Here is a 14,137-nt window from a genome sequence, read left to right as displayed (position 1 = left end):
GCGGTAGCAAGGTTCATTCGTCCAATCACCGCGTCGCCCACGAGACCGCCATGCAAATCAAACTCGCCAATCCCCGCGGCTTCTGCGCCGGCGTGGATCGCGCCATCGAGATCGTCAACCGTGCCCTCGATGTCTTCGGTCCGCCGATCTACGTGCGTCACGAGGTGGTGCACAACAAGTTCGTCGTGGACAACCTGCGCCAGCGCGGCGCCATCTTCGTCGAGGAACTCGATCAGGTGCCGAACAACGTCATCGTCATCTTCAGCGCCCACGGCGTTTCCCAGGCGGTCCGCAAGGAAGCCGAGGGGCGCGGCCTGAAGGTTTTCGACGCGACCTGCCCGCTGGTGACCAAAGTGCACATGGAAGTGGTGCGCTACAGCCGCGACGGCCACGAATGCGTGCTGATCGGGCATGAAGGGCACCCCGAGGTGGAAGGCACCATGGGCCAGTACGATGCCAGCAACGGTGGTGCCATCTACCTAGTGGAGGACGAGGCCGACGTCGCCGCGCTGGAGGTGCGCAAGCCCGAAGCCCTGCACTACGTGACCCAGACGACCCTGTCGATGGACGACACCTCGAAGGTCATCGATGCCCTGCGCGCCAAGTTCCCGCAGATCCAGGGACCGCGCAAGAACGACATCTGCTATGCCACCCAGAACCGCCAGGATGCCGTGAAGGAACTGGCCGACCAGTGCGACATGGTCCTGGTGGTGGGCAGCCCCAACAGTTCCAACTCCAACCGCCTGCGCGAACTCGCCGAGCGGATGGGCACGCCGGCCTACCTGATCGACGGCGCCGAGGACATGCAACGCGGCTGGTTCGACGGTGTGCGTCGCATCGGAATCACCGCAGGCGCTTCCGCGCCGGAAGTGCTGGTGCGCGGCGTGATCGCCCAGCTACGCGAGTGGGGGGCGTCGGAGGAGCAGGAACTGGAGGGGCGGGAGGAGAACATTACCTTCTCGATGCCCAAGGAACTGCGGGTCAAGGCTTTGTGAACCGTGCGCAATGAAAGAGCCCCTCTCGTAGAGGGGCTCTTTCGTTTCAGCGCCAGCAGTCGTTGACGGTGCTGTTGTTGCCGGTCTTGCCGGCTGCGCCGCGTTCGCCGAGCTGATTGAGGGTCAGCTTGCCGCAGGTCTTGTCGCGGGTCTGCGAGTTGATCGGCGTGGCGGTCAGGGTATAGGTGGTGCTGGTGGGCGTCGCTATGGTGAGGTTGTACAGGTTGTTCGGCGAGTTGGCCGAACTCATGCCCAGCTTGGCCACGTCCTTGGTGTAGCCGACCCCGGGGTTCTGCGAGTAGTAGCGTTCCTGGCGCGCGGCCGCGTCCGAGAGCAGGGCCTGGCCCTCGGTGCGGTTGGAGCGGATCACGTAGTTCTGGTAACTGGGAATGGCGATGCCGAGGAGGATGCCGATCACCGCCACTACCACCACCATTTCCAGCAACGTGAAGCCCTTCTGTCTTGTCCTCATCGGGGCTGCTCCTCCCCGTCCTGGCGGGGCTGTTCTTTCTCGATCATCTCGGCCAGCTCCTGTTCGCTCATCTGTTTGTGAATGTAGATATCGGTGATGGTGGACCACGGCTGGCTGACGGTGCCAGAGTAGGACACCACGGAGCCCGGCTTGACCTGGAACAGGCTGGGCATGCCGTTCCTGACGGTGCTGTTGGGCAGGCGGTAGAGCCGGTGGTCGATGTCCACCAGGTTCTTCTCGACCTGGACTTCGAAGACCACGCCAGCGCCTTCGAAGGTCTGGGGATCTTCGGCCCAGCAGAGGCCGGGAACGGCCAGGGCCAGCAGCATAGGCAGCACTTTCATATCAGTTCTTTCCTTCGATGGGGCGCCAGTTCTGGCGGCCACGGGTGTTCGGACCGGGGTTCACGGTCAGGCATTCGCCCGAGGAGCAGACTTCCGGATTGCCCTGTTCGTTGGTGCTCAGCGTCAAGCCTCCCAGGCCTTTCTGCTCGGTACCGGATACCGCGACGTTCTGCTTGTTGTAGCTGTAGTCGGATTTCGAGTCCACGACGCCCTGGCGTGCCAGGTCGAACACGGTGAAGCTGGTGCGACCGCCGGTATAGGGATCGAGGCCATAGGTCCAGTTGCTGGCGCCGTCGGCACAGGGGTCATCGTTCGGGGTGATGGTTTGCAGCAGCACCACCTGGCCGATGGCGATCATGTCCTCGATCAGCATCTCGCCCTTCAGGGTGCCGTTGACCATGAAGTCCAGATACCAGCCGGACTGCTTGGTGCTGCCGTCATTGTTCAGCCAGTTGACCGGGTTCTGACTGGCGATGCGAATGGTGCGAGCGGTCGAGGCGAAGGTCGAGTCGGCCTGGAGGTCCAGTGTCTGCTGCTGCAGGTTGCCGCGCGTCAGTCGGGGTGTGCTGCCCGCGGCTTCGCCCTTGGTTTGCTGGTCCCAGATGCCGTAGAGCGTCTGGGCGCGGCTGGTATCGGCCCGGGCGTCGGCGTTCTCGAAATACTTGCCGGTACCGAAGATCACGATGTAGCCCTTGCGTGTCGGATGGCGAACCAGCGAGGGCGCGGCGGTGATCGCTTGCGCCGCGCCGGCGGAGTCGACTGCCGAATAGAGCGGCTGGCCACCGAAAGACACCCTGAAGCTCGAGGCCACCGCCGGGCCGTCGTTGGCTCGGCTGAACGGATCGTCCTGGTTGACCTTGCCGGCGATCAGGTCGAAGCGCCAGAGGTTGCCTTGCAGGTCGCCGGCGTAGGCGTAGTCGGCTACGCCGTCGCTGTTGTTGTCTGCCAGGCGAGGGCTGGATAGGCCGTTGGGTACGCCGGTCCTGCCGGTGACTTCCAGTTTGCGGGTGATGGCCCCGGTCTCCAGGTCGATGATCAGCAGCGCGGCCTTGTCGTTCAGGCTGGAATAACCGTTTCCGGTGACCACAGCCCACTTGCCGTTGTGCAGCCGGGCGACCGTGGGTTTGGGGAAGCTGTAGCCAAGGTCGGGCTCCTGGTCCACGCCGATTTCCCAGAGCAGCTTGATGTTGGCGGGATCGGTCACGTCGAGGGCGAACAGGCCCTTGCCGCCGGCGCGCAGGCTGCCGATCAGCACGGTATGCCAGGCGCCGCCGAAGAAGGCGTCGGCGACCACCGGCGAGCCGTCGACGTAGAACTGGTGGGCGCCGCCCTGGTAGCCGCGGGCGGTCAACTTGTGGAGCTTCTCGAAGACCGCGCTTGGGATGAAGGCGAAGGTCTCGTTACCGTCGGTATCGAAACCGTGCAGCATGCCGTCGTTGGCGCCGACGTATACCCGCGGGGCACGGGTTTTCTGTGCTTCTGCGAACGTGGAGTAGTTGCCGCTGGGCTCGATCGGCTGGGCCAGGTAGGTCAGGTACTGGGCCTTGCCGACCGTCGCCGGCGAGGAGTTGATGATATCGCCGAGGATCGAGTTGCGGGTGCGGAAGTTGTCGCTGTTCTCCTTGCTGCGATCGCCGCGCAGGAAGGCCACGCGGTCCTGGCCCTTGGTGTCGGCGACATCGTTGCGGTCCGGATCGCGGTTCAACTGCCGCTGCTGGTCGGCGCTGAGGCTGCCCCAGGTGAACTCCTTGAGGCCCGAGGTACCGGATCCGGCCATCATGATCTTGCGGCCAGCTCCACCGTTGGGCATCGCGTCGAGGATGCTCTGCGCGCTCCACAGCTTGGTCTGCACGGTGGCCTTGTCCTGGGTGGTCAGGCTGTAGCGGGTCAGGTCGCCAGCCCAGTTCTTGTCGCTGGCGAAGCTGGTCTGGTAGGCGAAGCGGGTCAGCTTGTCGCCAGTGTCGTCTTCCTGCAGGGACGAGCTGATGGCGGGGCGGGATGCCGGCAGGTCCTTGCCCGAAATTCGGTTGAGGATGTCCTGGAAGGCCGCGACCAGTTGGTCCGGCGAGTCGGCGCTGAAGAACTCGCCCCGGGAGTTCACTGCGGCGTGCCACAGGTCATAGACGTTGTTGCTATGGTTATTCGAAGCGTTCGGCCAGCTGAGGCGCCCGGCGGCGATTTCGTCATAGCCGCCGGAGTAGGTGGAACCCTCCCACTTCGGGCTGGTGAGGCTGGTGGTCAGGCCCAGGCCCAGGGTATAGGTCACCATGTGCTGCCAGGTCGCCGGATCGTTGCGCGGATTCCAGTACTCCGCCGAGGGATTGGCCTGGTCCGGGTAGGGAATGTACGGCTTGATATTGTCGTCGATATCCGGCCGGGCATCGGTGGCCCAGTAATGGAAGGCCTGGTCGGCCAGGGTATTGGACGCAGCATCCCTGTAAGGCGTCTGGCTGCTGTAGCTCTTGCCATCGGGGAGGCTACGACTCGTGCTGTCGGCATTGCCTACGCTGGCCGAGTCGTTGTTCCAAAGACCATCGGTCATCAGAATGTGATAGCTGCCACGGCAGCTGTATTCCGGCGAGGTCTGGGTACCAGGTCGATAGGCATAGGGGCCGTTGACGCCGGTCTTCTTGAGAAACTCCCCTGCTCGAGTCATGGCCTGACGCAGCGGAGTACCACCTCCGACCGACAGGTTCTCCAGCCAGTTGAAGAAGTTCACCCGATGTTGCCCGGTGAAGTCTCTCAGGTAGTTGTTGTAACAGTTACTGGAGCCACTGCCGATCAGGCACGAGGAACTGTTCAGTAGTTGCCAACTGATCCGGGCGTTTTCAGGCAGGCTGTAGAACGCCAGGTTAGCGGCGGTCTGGGTGGCCAGGGCGCGGGTACGATAGAAGGAGTACCAGTTGGCGAAGTTCTGCTGCTGGGCCGCGCCGCTGATTTCCACACGGGTGTAGCAACTCGAAGTGGTGAGGCTGCAACCGCGGCCCCCGCTGTATTGGTAGTAGAAGGCAGGAGCCCCGTACCAGTCGATGCTGGACTCGGTGCCTGCTCCCGATCCGCCCTGGTACTGCACCGTTGGCCTGTAGTCACGGGAAAGGTTTACCCGGCCTTCCTGAGTGAAACCGTTGCGCCATGCCGCGGTGAAGCTGGGCTTGGAATAGTCCTGCACCTGGATCTGGCCATTGGAAAGGGTCACCTTTTTCGGCAGCTTGTACTGGGTATTCGGGTCGAAGTACATCGGGTTGTAGCTGTTCGACGCGAAATAGACGTTGTTGCGGCTGTTGACCAGGCTATCCGGTGCATAGGCATAAGCCATACTGCCCGAGTCGTCGAGAGTCACCAGCATGTTCGGGGCGACGCCCTGGATCAGCATCAGCGGCTGCTGGCTGACCGACAGGGCGGCGGCGTGGGTGGTCTGGGCGGAGAGCAGGACGGCGCCGCTGAGCGCGGCTGCCAGCGAGGTCTTGCCGATCTGGTGGAGTACCGATTTCATGCGAGGCTCGATCAGTTGGTATAGAGACGGGCGAGAACGGTCTGCAGGACGGTTTCGCTGTTGGTCTGGTTGCGCGCGACGCTATTGGTCTCGTAGTAGAAGGTGCCGATGCCGCGCATCAGGTTGCCGTATTCGGGGCTTTCCGCTTCGTTGACCTGGCCGCCCGAGGGAATGGGCAGGTTGTTCCACTGCACGCTGTAGAGCGTGCCCGCGGTGGTCGCGCTGCTGATGTCGCTGCCGCGGTAACTCATCCAGGTATTGGCGATGCCCTTCAGCACGCCGACCGGATTCTGGTGGGTGTCCGCCAGCTTCAGGTTCAGCGCGGCGAGGTCCAGCAGGCAGGGGCGGGCCACGTTGTCGGCCGTACAACCGGTGCCGGGCTCCGGCGGACGCAGGGTGTTGACGAAGCGCCGCTCGCCTTCGCGGAGTCCGGACTCGGCGGCGTTCTGCAAGCGAGTCTGTTCGATGACGTTGCCGGTGATGCGGCTTTCCAGTACCACTTCGCGCATGCTCGAGACCGCCAGCAGGGTGACGATCACCAGGATCGCCAGGGCGATGACCAGCGTGGCGCCGCGCTGTTGTGCAGGGAAGTTGTTCATGGCACGAGATTCCTGAGTGTCTGGCTGCCCTTGGCGATCTGGTAGAGGCGGTCCTTGTCGTTGCCTTGCAGGCTGGTCTTGGACGAGGGGTAGAGCGTGATCCAATCGTCCAGGGTCTTGCTGTCGCCCTGGCGCAGGTTCTTGTCGCTGGCCATCAGCGCGGAGTAGCGCAGGGCACGCACCGGACGGTCGGCGATGTTGGCCTGTTCGACGAAGCTTTCCACCTCGCGTTTGCCGGCCATGGTCGGGCCGACGCCGTACTCGAGCTTGAAGTCGACCAGGCCGCTGACGATCTCCTGGCCTTTTTCCTTGATTGTCTGCGCGGAGCAGGCGAGGCTGCCGGGGACATCGGCGGTCGCGGGAACGAACAGAACGCGTGCGGTGATGGCCTGGGCGGTAGCGAAGGGATCGCTAGGGGGGGTGAGCGAGTTGCCTTCGCAGTCGTAGGCTTCGCCTGGCGCCGGTTGATAGCGGTAGCAGAATCCGCTCTGGCCGGCCTTGACCACGGCGGGCACCAGAGTCGAGCCGGCTTTGAATGCCTCGCAATAGGCGGTTTTCTGCTGCGCCGGGAAGGCAAACTCGTTGGGGTCGTCCGCACGCCTACGGAAACCCACCTTGGCCAGTTGCTGGTCCAGGAACATCATGGCGAAGCGTCCGTTTTCCTGGTTGCCTGCCTGGCCTTGCTGGAACAGGTAGTTGCGCTTGTTGTCCAGGTAGATCTGGGTAATCCCGAGAATCAGGAAGCTGCTGATGGCGAGGGCCACCAGTAGTTCGATCATGGACAGGCCCGATTGCCGTCGGGAGCGGTTGTTCATGCTCATGGCTCGACCCTGAGGGTGTAGTAGCAGAGGGAGGTGTCGGCGCTGCTGTCGGCGGCGTTGACGCAGGCGCCTTGCTTGCCGCGCCAGGCAAGGCGGATTTCCAGCATGGAGCCCTTGCCGTCGCAGTCGCCCGGCTTCGAGCTGCGGCAGATGTAGTAGTCGCTCTTCAGCAGGTCGCCAGCGCCTGGCAGTTCGTTCTTCACCTGTTCCGCCCAGCATCCCAGGCGGTCCTTGATCGCGTCGGGCAATGGCGTGCAGGAGGACGGCGCGGTGGGGAACGCCGACCCCTTGGCCTTGAAGAAGTCGGATTGCGTGGCCATCTGGTCCTTGACGTCGTACAGCGCCTTCGGGCTCGCCCGCATGCTTTCCAGCAGGTTGCTGCCGAGCATGGCTGCCTTGTTGCGCTCGACCGAGTCGGCGGTGTACTGGATGGTCTTGCCCTGCATGGCGATCATGCCCAGCACGCCGATGCTGATAAGCAGCAGGGCGACCAGCACTTCGATCATGCTGAAGCCGGATTGGTGCAGCGACCTGTGTCGCGATTTCAATAGCATGACTGGGGCGCCTTGGAGGAAGGTTCGAGTTGGATCCGGCCGGCCTGGCTGATGCTCAGCACGCGGCCCCCGTCGGTCTTGCCGTTCTGGCAGATGGCGAAGGTTCGTTCCGTTGGCGGTACGAGGGTACCGTTGGCCGTGAAGGTCAGATGTTCCACGGCGCTCTTTTCCTTCGCTGTCAGCGTGGCGGCACGGAAGCCGTCGTGTTTGCGCAGGGGCGCGGCGATCGAGCCTGAGGCCAGGACACCTATGCTCAGGCCCTTGCCCCAGTCCTTGTCCTTCAGCGCCTGGATGCTGATCGCGCGCCTCTGGGACACGGCTTCGCTGCGAGCGTACTGCAGCATCGCATTGAGTTCCTCGGCGGCGCTCTGCAGTTCGTTGCGTTCTGTCAGCTGCTTGAAGTTCGGAATGGCGAAGCTCGCCATGATGGCCAGCAGGACGACGATGATCAGCAACTCGATCAGGGTGAAGCCGGTCGAGTTGGAACGATATGACATGCGGTTGCTCCAGGGGGTCTACGCCTGGAAAGCATGCCAAACGGGCCTGGGAGCGTCTTGCGGTCGTTGACGGTCGGCCCGTGGGGCAGGACAACTGGTCCATGATCATCCGGAAGTGCTGCATAGCTCACGTTTCTCCCGGTTCTCCCTGGCGCTCGCGGTACGGAGCCGGCCCTGCCGGTTGAGGATCAGTTGCCAGGCAACGGTATGCCTTCCGCAGAGCAGAAACCGCCCGTTGTGAATGTTGAGCTGGCCGCTGGGGAGGAACCTGAGGCGGTTCGAACGGTTCCAGCGGAGCCTTTCCTTCTTTGCAAGCGCGCGTCCCACGAGAAGCCGTTCCCCACCGTCTTCCGCAAGCAGCCAGCCCTCTCCCCAGTCGCTGCCGCAGTGACGGCCATCGGTCGACGGACAGAGCGTCACCGGGCGCTGGTAGGCGACGGCATGGGTTCTGCCCAGCTGGATGCTCGCGCTCAGCTCGTGCAACACACTTCGCTCGCGATTGCCGTCCAGCCAGGCTGCCATCCCAGGCAGCGCCAGGCTTCCCAGTATTCCCAGCAGAACCAGCGCAAACAGCAGCTCGGTGAGCGTCAACGCTCTCTGCGACCTTTCGACCATGGCAGGCGGTCCTTTTGCTCGTATCATTCCGCGACGGTCGTATCTCGCCGGATTTTCCCCGTTGCCTCAATCAGCTGCGGGATGAGGCGTATGACCGACTTTTCTGCAACCCCTGTGTGATCGTGGAGGCCCTGGTGTCGGAAAGAGTTGTGGTAGTGGGCGCTGGCGTCATCGGCCTGTTGACCGCCCGGGAGCTGGCGCTCGCCGGACTGCGGGTGACCCTGGTGGAGCGGGGCGAGAGTGGGCGTGAGGCATCCTGGGCGGGAGGCGGGATCGTCTCGCCGCTCTATCCGTGGCGCTACAGCCCGGCGGTGACCGCCCTGGCGCACTGGTCGCAGGACTTCTACCCGGCCCTGGGGCAGCGTTTGCTCGACGAGACCGGGCTCGATCCCGAGGTCCATACCGTTGGCCTGTACTGGCTGGACCTGGACGACCAGACCGAGGCACTGCAGTGGGCACGCAACCACACCCGGCCGTTGAGGGACGTGCCGATCGAGGAGGCCTACGCGGCGGTGCCCGGGCTGGGCGCAGGCTTCCAGCGGGCGGTCTACATGTCGGGCGTGGCCAATGTGCGCAATCCTCGCCTGGCGCGCTCATTGCGGGCATCCCTGCAACAATTCGCCAATCTCGAACTGCATGAACAGACGGAGGTGCGCGGCTGGTTGCGCGACGGCGATCGAGTGGTCGGCGTGGCGACTTCGCGTGGCGAGATCCGTGGCGACAAGGTGCTGCTGGCGGCGGGCGCCTGGAGCGGCGAGTTGTTGAAGCCGCTTGGCCTGGAACTGCCCGTGGTACCGGTGAAAGGTCAGATGATCCTCTACAAGTGCGCGGCGGATTTCCTGCCGCGCATGGTGCTGGCCAAGGGGCGCTACGCGATTCCGCGGCGCGACGGCCACATCCTGATCGGCAGCACCTTGGAACATTCGGGCTTCGACAAGACGCCGACCGACGAGGCGCAGGAAAGCCTCAGGGCGTCTGCGGCAGAACTGTTGCCGGAACTGGCGGACATGCAGCCGGTGGCCCACTGGGCAGGGTTGCGCCCGGGCTCTCCCGAAGGCATCCCCTATATCGGTCCGGTGCCTGGCTTCGACGGGCTCTGGCTGAATACCGGGCACTACCGCAACGGGCTGGTCCTGGCGCCGGCGTCGTGCCGTCTGCTGGCGGATCTCATGAGCGGGCGGGAACCGATCATCGACCCGGCCCCCTACGCCCCGGCTGGTCGCCTCTGAGGAGCGAAAACCAAAAGGCCTGTCTTCGGACAGGCCTTTTCACTTTCAGTCGATGCCCAGCTTTTTCAGGCGGTAGCGCATCGAGCGGAACGTCAGGCCCAGGCGCTGGGCCGCGGCGGTGCGGTTCCAGCGGGTCTCCTCGAGTGCCTGCATGATCAGCTTGCGCTCGATGTCTTCCAGGTAGTCCTCGAGGTTGTCGATTTCGCTCAGGCTCGCGGCGCCTTCCTGGCTGGCACCCGGCGCATCGGCCAGGCGCAGGTCGTGAGGCTGGATCTGGTCGTCTTCGCACAGGGTATAGGCGCGCTCCAGCATGTTTTCCAGCTCGCGGACGTTGCCCGGGAAGCGGTAGTTCTTCAGCTTTTCCTGTGCGTCGCCGGTCAGCCTGGCGGCCGGCAGGCCGGTGTCGCCGGCCAGGCGCTTGAGGATGCGTTCGGCGAGCAGCGGGATGTCCTCGCGGCGTTCGCGCAGCGGTGGTACGCGCAGCTCGATGACGTTGAGGCGGTAGTAGAGGTCCTGGCGGAAGCGCCCGGCGCCGACTTCGGCGGCGAGGTCCTTGTGGGTGGCGCAGAGGATGCGCACGTCGACGGCGACCTCCTGCTGGCCGCCGACCGCGCGCACGGCCTTTTCCTGGATCGCACGGAGCAGTTTGACCTGCATGGCCATCGGCAGGTCGGCGACTTCGTCGAGGAACAGGGTGCCGCCGCTGGCGGCCTGGAACAGGCCCTGCTTGTCTTCGATAGCGCCAGTGAAGCTGCCTTTCTTGTGGCCGAAGAACTCGCTTTCCATCAGTTCGGAGGGAATCGCGCCGCAGTTCACCGGCACGAACGGCCGCTCGATACGTGGCCCCTGCTCGTGGATCAGGCGCGCCACCAGCTCCTTGCCGCTACCGGACTCGCCACTGATGTAGACCGGCGCCTGGCTGCGCGCCAGCTTGCCGATCTGGTTGCGCAGGGCGCGCATCGGCGGCGACTCGCCGAGCAGGCGGTTGTCCACCGGCGCTTCCTCGGCTTCCGGGTTGCGCAAGCGCAGGGCGGTTGCCACCAGCTCCCGCAAGCGACCGAGGTCGACCGGTTTGGTGAGGAAGTCGAAGGCACCGGCCTTGAGCGCCTGGATCGCGGTGTCCAGGCTGCCGTACGCGGTGATCATGGCCACCGGGGTCTGTGGATGGCGCTGCTGGATGTACTGGACCAGATCGAGGCCGCTGCCGTCCGGCAGGCGCATGTCGGTGAGGCACAGGTCGAACGGCTCGCGGGCCAGCAACTCGCGGGCTTCCTTGACGTTGCGGGCGCTGCGGGTGTCCAGCTTCATGCGGCCGAGAGTGATTTCCAGCAGTTCGCGGATATCCGGTTCATCGTCGACGATCAGGGCTTTTTGTCGGCTCATGCGTGCGGCTTCCGTCAGCTGAGTTTGCGCGGGTGGGCGAAGGTGATGCGGAAGCAGCCGCCGCCTTCCTCGCGATTGCGGTAGTCGATCCGTGCCTGGTTGCTCTCGCAGAGTTCGCGGGAGAGATAGAGGCCCAGGCCGGTGCCTTTGCTTTCTGTAGTAAAGAAGGGTTCGAACAGGTTGTTCAGTTTGTCCGCCGGTACGCCGGGACCGTCGTCGATGACTTCCAGCACCGGCAGGTCGCTCTCCGGGTCGCGCGCGAGGCTCAGCCAGACCTGGCCGCGCCCGTGCGCCTGGGCGCTGTAGCGAAGACCGTTCTGCACCAGGTTGCTCAGCACCTGGTTCAACTGGTGTGGGTCCATGCGGGTCTGGATGTCGCCGGCACCGAGCTGCAGGTGCAGTTCGCTGTCGTTGCGCAGCCTGCCGGGATATTCGTCGACGAACCGCTGAAGCCACTCCTTCAGGTCGAGCTGCTGCGGTTCGGCCTGGCGGCGACGGGAGAGCTGCAGGACGTTCTCGATGACCAGGTTCATCCGCTTCGACTGGTCCTGGATGATCTGCGTCAGGCGTCGGTCCGGGGCATCCAGTTCCTCTGACTCCTGCAGCAGTTGGGCGGCGTGGCTGATCGCGCCCAGCGGGTTGCGGATCTCATGGGCGATGCCGGCGGTCAGGCGGCCGAGACCGGCCAGCTTCATCTGCTGCGCCTGCTGGGCGATCTGCGAAATGTCTTCGAGGAAGATCAGCACGTGCTGGTCGTCTTCGCGGTTGAGGCTGATAAAGCTGGGTTGCACCGTCGGGCCATCCGGCACCACCTTGAGCGTCGGCGGACGGAGGCTGGGATTCAGGCGCCATTGCTTCATGCAGTGCATCAGCATCGGGCTGTGGCGGCCCAGGCTGGCGCCCTGCACGTCGTCCTGCCTGAGCAGGCCGAGGGCGGCCTGGTTGGCGAGGAGGATGGCCTGACGGCTATCGACCACGAGGATGCCGGTGCGCATGCGCTGCAGGATCAATGCGTTGAGTTCCTCCAGGTTGGCGACCGTCTCGGCGCGTTCTTCGGCCAGCGTTTCGGTCTGCTCCTGGCGCCGCACCAGAGCCTGGATCACCAGCGCGGCGGCGAAGCACAGGGTGCCGAGGCCGCCGGCCTGGACGTAGTGGTTGGTGGCGTCCGGACTGCTCAGGCTGAGGAAGAAGGTCAGGTAGAGCAGGCCGAGGCTGGCCGCCGCCGCGATGACCAGGCCGATGCGCCCGCGCAGCAGGATGTTGGCAATGGCCACCGCCACCACCAGCAGGCTGCCGATGCCGCTGGGTACGCCGCCACCTGCGTAGAACAGGCCGCAAAGCATCAGTACGTCGGTGAGCGCGAGGATGAAGATCGGCAGCAATTGCCGTGACGGCGGCAGGAACAGCGCGACCAGGATGTTGAAGACCAGGTAGCACCAACTGCCGACATGGAACAGTTCAGGGTGGACGAGCTTGAGGACCTGATCTTCCAGTTCGCTGGAGATCAGCAGGACCAGTACCAGGCCGATGGTCAGGCGGTACAGGTGGTACAGACGGAGGATGCGTTGCCCCTGCTCCTCGCTCAGCCGTAGCCGTTCAGCGCGCACGGTCGCCCTGGTCCTGGCGCAGGTGCGCCTGGCTGCAATACCAGCGTTGTTCGTGGGCGAGGGCGTTGGCCTGCGGCACGTGGACGCCGCAATGGGCGCAGCGGACCATCGGCGATGCGCTCGGCTCGTCCTGCGGACGTTGCTGCTGGCGCGGAGTGGGACGGGTAAAGCGACGCCAGAGCCAGAACGCGATGGCGATCAGGGCGATCCAGAACAGGAGGCGGAAAAGGCCCATGGTGATCTCGGAGGCTGGAGAAAGCTGCAGTTTAGCCAAGCCGCCGGCTCGATCCCAGCCGGGAAGGTCCAGGCTGTGCGGCGTTTGGCGCTGGGAGAGGCATGGCGGCGGGCAAAAAGAAGGGAGGCCTGCGCCTCCCTTCGGTGTTTCGTGCGATCAGTCGAAGAGACCGAAGGTCATGTAGCTCCACCAGGAGCGGCCGGAGTCTTCGTCGTCATCGCTCTCCGGCTTCTCGTCGTCGGCGCTGTGATCCTGGTTTTCCGGCTTCAGTTCGGCGGGGATCTCCCGCTCGGCATCCTCGTACTGCTTGATCACGTCCTTGGCGGCCTGGGTTTCCATGTGCGGCGGCGGCTCGCCGCCCTCGATCAGGCCCAGGGTGGCCTTGGCCAGCCAGGAGCGGGTGTCGGCCTCGCTTTCGCGGGCGACGAACTCGCCATCCTTGAGGCTGGCGTTATCCGGATAGTTCAGCTTGAGGGTTTCCAGGCTGGTGCTGGCCAGGTCGTCGAGACCCAGGCGACGGTAGGCTTCGACCATGATCGCCAGGCCATCGCCGACTGCCGGGGTTTCCTGGAAGTTCTCCACCACGTAGCGACCGCGGTTGGCGGCGGCGACATAGGCCTGGCGCTTCAGGTAGTAGTGGCCGACGTGCACTTCGTAGGCCGCCAGCAGGTTGCGCAGGTACACCATGCGCGCCTTGGCGTCCGGGGCGTAGCGGCTGTTGGGGAAGCGGCTGGTGAGCTGGGCGAACTCGTTGAAGGAGTCGCGGGCGGCGCCCGGGTCGCGCTTGGTCATGTCCAGCGGCAGGAAGCGCGCCAGCAGGCCGCGGTCCTGGTCGAAGGAGGACAGGCCCTTGAGGTAGTAGGCGTAGTCGACGTTGGGGTGCTGCGGATGCAGGCGGATGAAGCGTTCGGCGGCGGCGCGGGCGGCTTCGGGCTCCATGTTCTTGTAGTTGGCGTAGATCAGCTCGAGCTGGGCCTGCTCGGCGTAGCGGCCGAAGGGATAGCGCGACTCGAGGGCTTTCAGCTTGGTGACGGCGCTGTTGTAGCTCTTGTTGTTGAGGTCGTCCTGCGCCTGCTGGTACAGCTGGCTCTCGCTCAGGTTCTCGTCGACAGTCTCCTTGTTCGAGGAGCAGGCTGCGGTGAGGGCGAGGATGGCGATCAGCAGCAGGTGTTTCACTTGCATGGCGGCTTGCGTCCCTGGGACGGTCGGCTTGGCCTCAACCGTCTGTTATGATTGGCGCCCCAGGCACCCCCTGGGACAAAGACCCCGTATTTAACCACAGCGCGTAGCCGA

General features: G+C 64.5%; 14 protein-coding genes. 2 read left to right on the top strand and 12 right to left on the bottom strand.

What is annotated here, in order from left to right; all coding sequences use genetic code 11:
• Positions 1-50 precede the first annotated feature (50 nt).
• The gene (gene ispH / locus AT700_RS23680) at positions 51-995 is read left to right on the top strand and encodes a 4-hydroxy-3-methylbut-2-enyl diphosphate reductase (RefSeq protein WP_003112824.1); all 945 of its coding nucleotides are present in this window, start codon (positions 51-53) and stop codon (positions 993-995) included.
• A 46-nt stretch (positions 996-1,041) separates the two neighbouring features.
• Here the strand turns inward: ispH and pilE are convergent, their stop codons facing one another.
• From pilE to AT700_RS23640, 8 genes are all read right to left on the bottom strand, one after another.
• The gene (gene pilE / locus AT700_RS23675; RefSeq protein ID WP_003094721.1) at positions 1,042-1,467 is read right to left on the bottom strand and encodes a type 4a pilus minor pilin PilE; all 426 of its coding nucleotides are present in this window, start codon (positions 1,465-1,467) and stop codon (positions 1,042-1,044) included.
• Entirely contained in the window at positions 1,464-1,811 is a 348-nt protein-coding gene (pilY2, locus tag AT700_RS23670) for a type 4a fimbrial biogenesis protein PilY2 (RefSeq protein WP_003102609.1), read from the bottom strand. Before pilY2 ends, pilE begins: the two co-directional genes overlap by 4 nt.
• A 1-nt stretch (position 1,812) precedes the next feature.
• Complete coding sequence (pilY1, locus tag AT700_RS23665) at positions 1,813-5,304, bottom strand: type 4a pilus biogenesis protein PilY1 (protein ID WP_003123397.1); 3,492 nt, start codon at positions 5,302-5,304, stop codon at positions 1,813-1,815.
• An 11-nt stretch (positions 5,305-5,315) separates the two neighbouring features.
• Positions 5,316-5,903: a type 4a pilus minor pilin PilX gene (pilX, locus tag AT700_RS23660; protein ID WP_003112826.1), complete on the bottom strand. Its 588-nt coding sequence runs from the start codon at positions 5,901-5,903 to the stop codon at positions 5,316-5,318.
• Positions 5,900-6,724, bottom strand: a complete 825-nt coding sequence (gene pilW, locus AT700_RS23655; RefSeq protein WP_048521676.1) for a type 4a pilus minor pilin PilW — start codon at positions 6,722-6,724, stop codon at positions 5,900-5,902. Before pilW ends, pilX begins: the two co-directional genes overlap by 4 nt.
• Positions 6,721-7,278, bottom strand: a complete 558-nt coding sequence (pilV, locus tag AT700_RS23650) for a type 4a pilus minor pilin PilV (protein ID WP_003119423.1) — start codon at positions 7,276-7,278, stop codon at positions 6,721-6,723. Before pilV ends, pilW begins: the two co-directional genes overlap by 4 nt.
• Positions 7,269-7,775 carry a GspH/FimT family pseudopilin gene (locus tag AT700_RS23645; protein ID WP_003102598.1) on the bottom strand — a complete coding sequence of 169 codons (507 nt, stop codon included), beginning with the start codon at positions 7,773-7,775 and terminating at the stop codon, positions 7,269-7,271. Before AT700_RS23645 ends, pilV begins: the two co-directional genes overlap by 10 nt.
• 105 nt (positions 7,776-7,880) lie before the next feature.
• Entirely contained in the window at positions 7,881-8,390 is a 510-nt protein-coding gene (locus tag AT700_RS23640; protein ID WP_003102595.1) for a GspH/FimT family pseudopilin, read from the bottom strand.
• Between the two features lie 134 nt (positions 8,391-8,524).
• Between AT700_RS23640 and thiO the strand changes: the two genes are divergently transcribed.
• Entirely contained in the window at positions 8,525-9,619 is a 1,095-nt protein-coding gene (gene thiO, locus AT700_RS23635; protein ID WP_031801325.1) for a glycine oxidase ThiO, read from the top strand.
• A gap of 45 nt (positions 9,620-9,664) precedes the next feature.
• On the opposite strand, the gene pilR is transcribed toward thiO, so the two are convergent.
• The 4 genes from pilR to AT700_RS23615 form a co-directional block, all read right to left on the bottom strand.
• The gene (pilR, locus tag AT700_RS23630) at positions 9,665-11,002 is read right to left on the bottom strand and encodes a two-component system response regulator PilR (protein WP_003094694.1); all 1,338 of its coding nucleotides are present in this window, start codon (positions 11,000-11,002) and stop codon (positions 9,665-9,667) included.
• Positions 11,003-11,016: 14 nt separating this feature from the next.
• Positions 11,017-12,609, bottom strand: coding sequence for a two-component system sensor histidine kinase PilS (gene pilS / locus AT700_RS23625; protein WP_003110428.1), 1,593 nt, complete (start codon positions 12,607-12,609; stop codon positions 11,017-11,019).
• Positions 12,599-12,844: a PP0621 family protein gene (locus tag AT700_RS23620; RefSeq protein ID WP_003102591.1), complete on the bottom strand. Its 246-nt coding sequence runs from the start codon at positions 12,842-12,844 to the stop codon at positions 12,599-12,601. Before AT700_RS23620 ends, pilS begins: the two co-directional genes overlap by 11 nt.
• 156 nt (positions 12,845-13,000) lie before the next feature.
• On the bottom strand, positions 13,001-14,026 hold the full coding sequence (locus AT700_RS23615) for an outer membrane protein assembly factor BamD (RefSeq protein WP_003102590.1): 1,026 nt from the start codon (positions 14,024-14,026) through the stop codon (positions 13,001-13,003).
• Between the last annotated feature and the right edge of the window lie 111 nt (positions 14,027-14,137).

Source organism: Pseudomonas aeruginosa, assembly GCF_001457615.1.
Lineage (GTDB): Bacteria > Pseudomonadota > Gammaproteobacteria > Pseudomonadales > Pseudomonadaceae > Pseudomonas > Pseudomonas aeruginosa.
Note: the sequence above shows the minus strand (reverse complement) of the source record. Positions and strands in the feature narration are given on the sequence as shown.